At 73.4% G+C, this 5,822-nt stretch carries 1 protein-coding gene; it reads right to left on the reverse strand.

The window, feature by feature from the left end; all coding sequences use genetic code 11:
• The coding region (locus IE273_RS42760) for a type I polyketide synthase (RefSeq protein ID WP_189820507.1) at positions 1-5,822 on the reverse strand (5,822 nt) is incomplete at both ends.

Here is a 5,822-nt window from a genome sequence, read left to right on the forward strand (position 1 = left end):
CTCCACCGGCAGCGGAACCGACACCATGCCGCCCCGGCCCGCCAGCGCGGTGATCGCCTTCGAGCGCAGCGCCACCACCCGCGCACCGTCCTCCAACGACAGCGCACCCGACACCACCGCAGCCGCGATCTCACCCTGGGAATGGCCCAGCACCGCGGCCGGCCGCACCCCCACCGACTCCCACAGTGCCGCCAGTGACACCATCACCGCCCACAGCACCGGCTGCACCACATCCACCCGGCCGAACTCACCAGAGGCCACCACCTCCGACAACGACCAGTCCACAAACGAAGACAGCGCCGCCTCACACTCCGCCATCCGCACCGCGAACACCGGCGAGGAACCCAGGAGTTCCACCGCCATCCCCGCCCACTGCGACCCCTGACCCGGGAACACGAACACCGTCCGGCCCACACCAGCGGCAACCGGCTGGTCCAGGTCCGCCAGTCCGGCCGCACGGTCCTGGGCGTCCCGGCCGACGACGAACGAGCGGTATGCGAACGCGGTACGGCTCGCAAGGGTGTGGCCGACGTCGACGGGGTTGTCGTCGACGACCGACAGCAGCCGCTCCGCCTGGGCCCGCACGGCTTCCGGTGTCTTGCCCGACAGGAGCCACGGCACGACCATGGCGGGCGGCGCGGCGGTCTCGGCGGCCGGAGGCACCGACTCGACGATCACGTGCGCGTTGGTACCGCTGATGCCGAACGAGGACACACCGGCCCGGCGCGGGCCGTCCCCGTCGCGCCACTCGCGGGCCTCGGTCAGCAACTCGACTCGTCCGGCGGACCAGTCGATGTGCGGCGACGGCTCCTCCGCGTGCAGGGTCCTGGGCAGCACTCCGTGCTGCATGGCCAGCACCATCTTCATGACGCCCGCTACACCGGCGGCGGCCTGGGTGTGGCCGATGTTCGACTTCACCGAGCCCAGCCACAGCGGCCGGTCGCGGTCCTGGCCGTAGGTGGCCAGCACCGCCTGCGCCTCGATCGGATCACCCAGCGACGTTCCCGTACCGTGCGCCTCCACCACGTCCACCTCGGACGGCTTCAGCCCGGCATTGGCCAATGCCTGCCGGATCACCCGCTGCTGCGACGGACCGTTGGGGGCGGTCAGACCGTTGGACGCGCCGTCCTGGTTGACCGCGCTGCCCCGCACGACGGCCAGCACCGGGTGCCCGTGGCGCCGGGCGTCCGACAGCCGCTCCAGCAGCAGTACGCCGACGCCCTCCGACATGCCGAACCCGTCGGCGCTCGCCGCGAAGGACTTGCACCGGCCGTCCACGGCCAGGCCGCGCTGCCGGCTGAACTCCACGAAACCGCCGGGGGTGGCCATCACCATGACGCCGCCCGCGAGCGCGAGGGTGCACTCGCCCGAGCGCAGCGCCTGCGAGGCCAGGTGCAGGGCGACGAGTGACGAGGAGCACGCGGTGTCGACGGTGACCGCGGGACCCTCCAGACCGAACGTGTAGGAGAGCCGACCTGAGACGACGCTCGCCGAGTTGCCGGTGGCGATGTAGCCCTCACCGGCGTCCGGCGCACCGGCGAGCAGGGAGATGTAGTCCTGACTGTTGGTGCCGATGAAGACACCGCCGGGCGTGCCCTTGAGCGAGACCGGGTCGATGCCGGCCCGTTCGAAGGTTTCCCAGGACGTCTCCAGCAGCAGTCGCTGCTGCGGGTCCATCGCGAGCGCCTCACGCGGCGAGATCCCGAAGAAGCCGGCGTCGAACTCGCCCACGGCCTCCAGGAAGCCGCCCTCCCGCACGTACGAGGTGCCGACACGGTCGGGGTCGGCGTCGTAGAGGCGGCTGACGTTCCAGCCGCGGTCGGTGGGCAGACCGGTGATCGCGTCACCGCCCGCGGCCAGCAGCTCCCACAGCTGGTCGGGGGTGCCGACTCCCCCGGGGAACCGGCAGCCCATGGCCACGATGGCGATCGGCTCGTCGGAGGCCACGACCGTCGGGGCGGCCACGGCTGCGCGGGTGCCCACCGACTCGGTGAGGAGGTGCGCCGTCAGGACGGCGGGCGTCGGGTAGTCGAAGACCAGGGTCGCCGGCAGCTTCAGGCCGGTGGCCTTCGTCAGCCGGTTGCGCAGTTCCACCGCGGTGAGCGAGTCGAAGCCCAGCTCGCGGAAGGCCTTGCCTGGTTCGACCAGGTCCGCGGAGGCGTGGCCGAGGACGACGGCCGCGGCACCGAGCACCAGGTCCAGGACGTGTCGCTGCCGTTCCGGCTCCGGCATGGCCGCCAGCCGGTCGCCGAAGGACGACCCGTCGGCCGTTCCGGCGGACGCCCGCCGGACCGGCGCGCGGACCAGGCCGCGCAGCACCGGGGGCAGGGTCTCCTGACGGCGCAGCGCGTCGTGGTCGACGCGGACCATGACGGGCGTCGCGAGATCCGTCGCCAGGGCGGCGTCGAACAGGGCGAGGCCCTGCTCCGAGGAGAGGGGGGTCATGCCGGACCGGGCCATCCGGGCGATGTCGCCGTCGTCCAGTCGCGCGGTCAGGCCACTGCGCTCGGTCCACATGCCCCAGGCCAGTGACTGGGCGGGCAGCCCGACCGCCCGGCGGTGCTGCGCGAGCCCGTCCAGGAAGGCGTTGGCCGCCGCGTAGTTGCCCTGACCGGGGGCGCCGAAGACGCCCGCCGCCGAGGAGAACAGCACGAAGGCCGCCAGGTCCTGGTCCCTTGTGAGTTCGTGCAGGTGCGAGGCGGCGTCGGCCTTCGCGCCGAACACCCGGGCAAGGCGTTCGGGGGTGAGGTCGGCCAGGACACCGTCGTCGAGGACGCCCGCGGTGTGCACGACCGCCGTCAGCGGCCGTTCCAGGGCGCCGAGTACTCCGGCCAGCGCGTCGCGGTCGGAGACGTCGCAGGCGAACGAGCGGACGTCGGCGCCGGGGATGTCCGGCGCGTCGCCGCTGCGGCTGAGCATGACCAGATGACGGATGCCGTGCTCGGCCACGAGGTGCCGGGCGACGAGCCCGGCCAGTACGCCGCTGCCGCCCGTCACGAGGACGGCGCGGTCCGGGTCGAGCCGCCGCGGCGGGACGAGGACGAGCTTGCCGACGTGCTTCGCCTGGCTGAGGAAGCGCAACGCCTCGGGGGCGCGGCGCAGGTCCCAGCTACGCGTCGGCAACGGCGTCAGCACGCCTTGCTCGAACAGCGCAAGCACCTCGGTCAGCATCTCGTGGATCCTGTCCGGGCCGGCGTCCATCAGCTCGAACGCCCGGTAGCGCACCCCCTCGTACGCCGCCGCCACCTGCTCGGGGTCGCGGAGGTCGGTTCTGCCCATCTCGATGAAACGTCCGCCGCGGGGCATGAGGCGCAACGAGGCGTCGATCAGCTCGCCGGTGAGGGAGTTGAGGACCACGTCCACGCCCCGGCCGTCGGTCGCGGTCAGGAAGGCGCTCTCGAACTCGGCCGTCCTGGAGGAGGCCAGGTGGTCGGCGGCGAGTCCCGTCGCCTCCCACTTGCCGGTGCCGGCCGTGCCGTAGACCTCGGCGCCGAGGTGCCGGGCGAGTTGTACGGCGGCCATGCCGACGCCGCCCGCCGCGGCGTGCACCAGGACGGACTCACCCGCCCTCAGACCGGCCAGGTCGACCAGCCCGCGGTAGGCGGTGAGGAAGACCACCGGCACGGCCGCGGCCTGCTCGAAGGTCCAGTCGGCGGGCATCCTGCCCAGCAGCCGCCGGTCGGTGACCGCGATCGGCCCGTAACAGCCGGCGAACACACCGCACACCCGGTCACCGACCGCGAGATCGGTGACGCCCGGTCCGGTCCCCGTGACGACGCCTGCCCCCTCGATGCCCATCGGTCCGGGCTCGCCGGGGAGCAGCCCCAGGGCGTTGAGCGCGTCGCGGAAGTTGACACCGGCGGCACGGACCTCGATGCGCACCTCGCCGTCGGCGAGCGGGGCGGTCAGCTCGGGCGCCGGCAGCAGCGCCAGGTTCTCCAGCGTGCCTCGTTCCGTGGTCCCCAGCAGCCACGCGGACGTCTCGGCGGGCGGCAGCAGGCTGTCCCCGGCGGAGTGGCGGGCCAGTCGCGGCCGGTGGGCGACGCCCCCGCGGATCGCGAGCTGCGGTTCGCCCGTCGCCGCGGCGGCGGCCACGAGGTGGTCGGACGCCTCGCAGGAGTCGATCAGCACGAACCGGTCGGGGTGCTCCGCCTGGGCGGAGCGGACCAGGCCCCACACCGCGGCGTGCGCGGGATCCACCTCCGCGCCCGGTTCGACGGCCACGGCCATCCTGGTGAGGACGACCAGGGTCCCGTCCTCGGACAGGGCACGCTGCAACCGGGCGAGCACCTGGGTGGTCGCCTCGTGCACCGTGCCGGCGTCGACCACGAAGACCTCGGGCACCGGATGCGTTCCGTCGGCTTCCAGCGGCATGACCGGCCACTGGAAGTGGTACGGCAGCTCACGCGGGCCGTGGAGGAGCCGGGGATTGAGCGGACGGACCACCAGCGAGTCGACGGTCACGACCGGAGCGCCGGACTCGTCGGCCGCCGCGATGGCGATCGAGTCCGGCCCGTCCGGGCGGATCCGGACGCGCAGCGCACGCGCACCGGACGCCAGCAAGGAGACCCCTCGCCAGGTGAACGGCAGCCTTGCCTCGTCGCCGGGGAAGAACGCGCCCAGACCCGCGGCCTGGAGCGCCGCGTCCAGCAGCGCGGGGTGCAGCCCGTACGCGTCGGCGTCCTCGCCCTGCTCCTGAGGGAGCGCCACCTCGGCGAACAGGGTGTCACCGCGCCGCCAGGCGGCTCGCAGTCCGCGGAACGCCGGGCCGTACACGAAGCCGTTGCCCGCCATGCGGTCGTAGTACCCGTCGAGGTCCAGCGACTCGGAGCCGGCCGGGGGCCAGGTACGGGCGGTGAAGTCGGTGGCGGCCGGCGCCGGGGCGAGCGAGCCGCCCGCGTAGCGGGTCCATTCCTGGTCGGCGGGCGCGTCGTCCGCCCTGCCGTGGATCGTCAACCGGCGGCTGCCGTCGGCGTCCGGGGCTGCGACCACGACCTGGATCGCGAGTCCGCCGTGGTCGGGGAGGACCAGGGGTGCTTCCAGGGTGAGTTCCTCGACGGTGCCGCAGCCGAGCTGCTCGGCGGCGTGCTGCGCCAGTTCCAGGAACGCCGTCCCCGGCAGCAGCACCACCCCGTTCACCGCATGATCGGCCAGCCACGGATGCGTCCGCAACGACAACCGCCCCGTGAACAACTGCCCCTCGGCATCCGCCAGCGCCAACGCCGCACCCAGCAACGGATGCCCCGCACTGCGCAGACCCACCGCGCTCACGTCGCCGCTCACGCCGCCCCTGGCCTCCAGCCAGTACCGCTTGCGCTGGAACGGGTACGTCGGCAGCTCCACCGGGCGCGCGTCCGGGAACAGCGACGGCCAGTCCACCGCCACGCCCCGCACGAAGAGTTCCGCTGCGGAGCACAGGAACCGGCCCCAGCCCCCCTGGTCCCGCCGCAGGGTTCCGGCCACGACGGCGTCGGGAACCGTCTCCTCGACCCCGACCGTCAGCACGGGGTGCGCGCTGACCTCCACGAACACGCCATGCCCGGCAGCCGCGAGAGACCGCACGGCGGTCTCGAACCGCACCGTCTGCCGCAGGTTGCGGAACCAGTACCCCGCGTCGAGTTCCTCCCCCGTCACCCACTCCGCATCCACCGTGGAGAAGAACGGCACCATGGCCGGCCGGGGGGAGACCCCCTCCAGCACCCGCAGGATCTCCTCGCGGATCTCCTCCACCTGTGCGGAGTGCGAGGCGTAGTCCACCGGAATCCGCCGGGCCCGCTCCACCCGGCCCAGGACCTCCTCCAGACCGGCCGGGTCGCCGGCGA

It is taken from the genome of Streptomyces olivaceoviridis (genome assembly GCF_014650115.1).
In the GTDB taxonomy this organism is placed as follows: domain Bacteria; phylum Actinomycetota; class Actinomycetes; order Streptomycetales; family Streptomycetaceae; genus Streptomyces; species Streptomyces olivaceoviridis.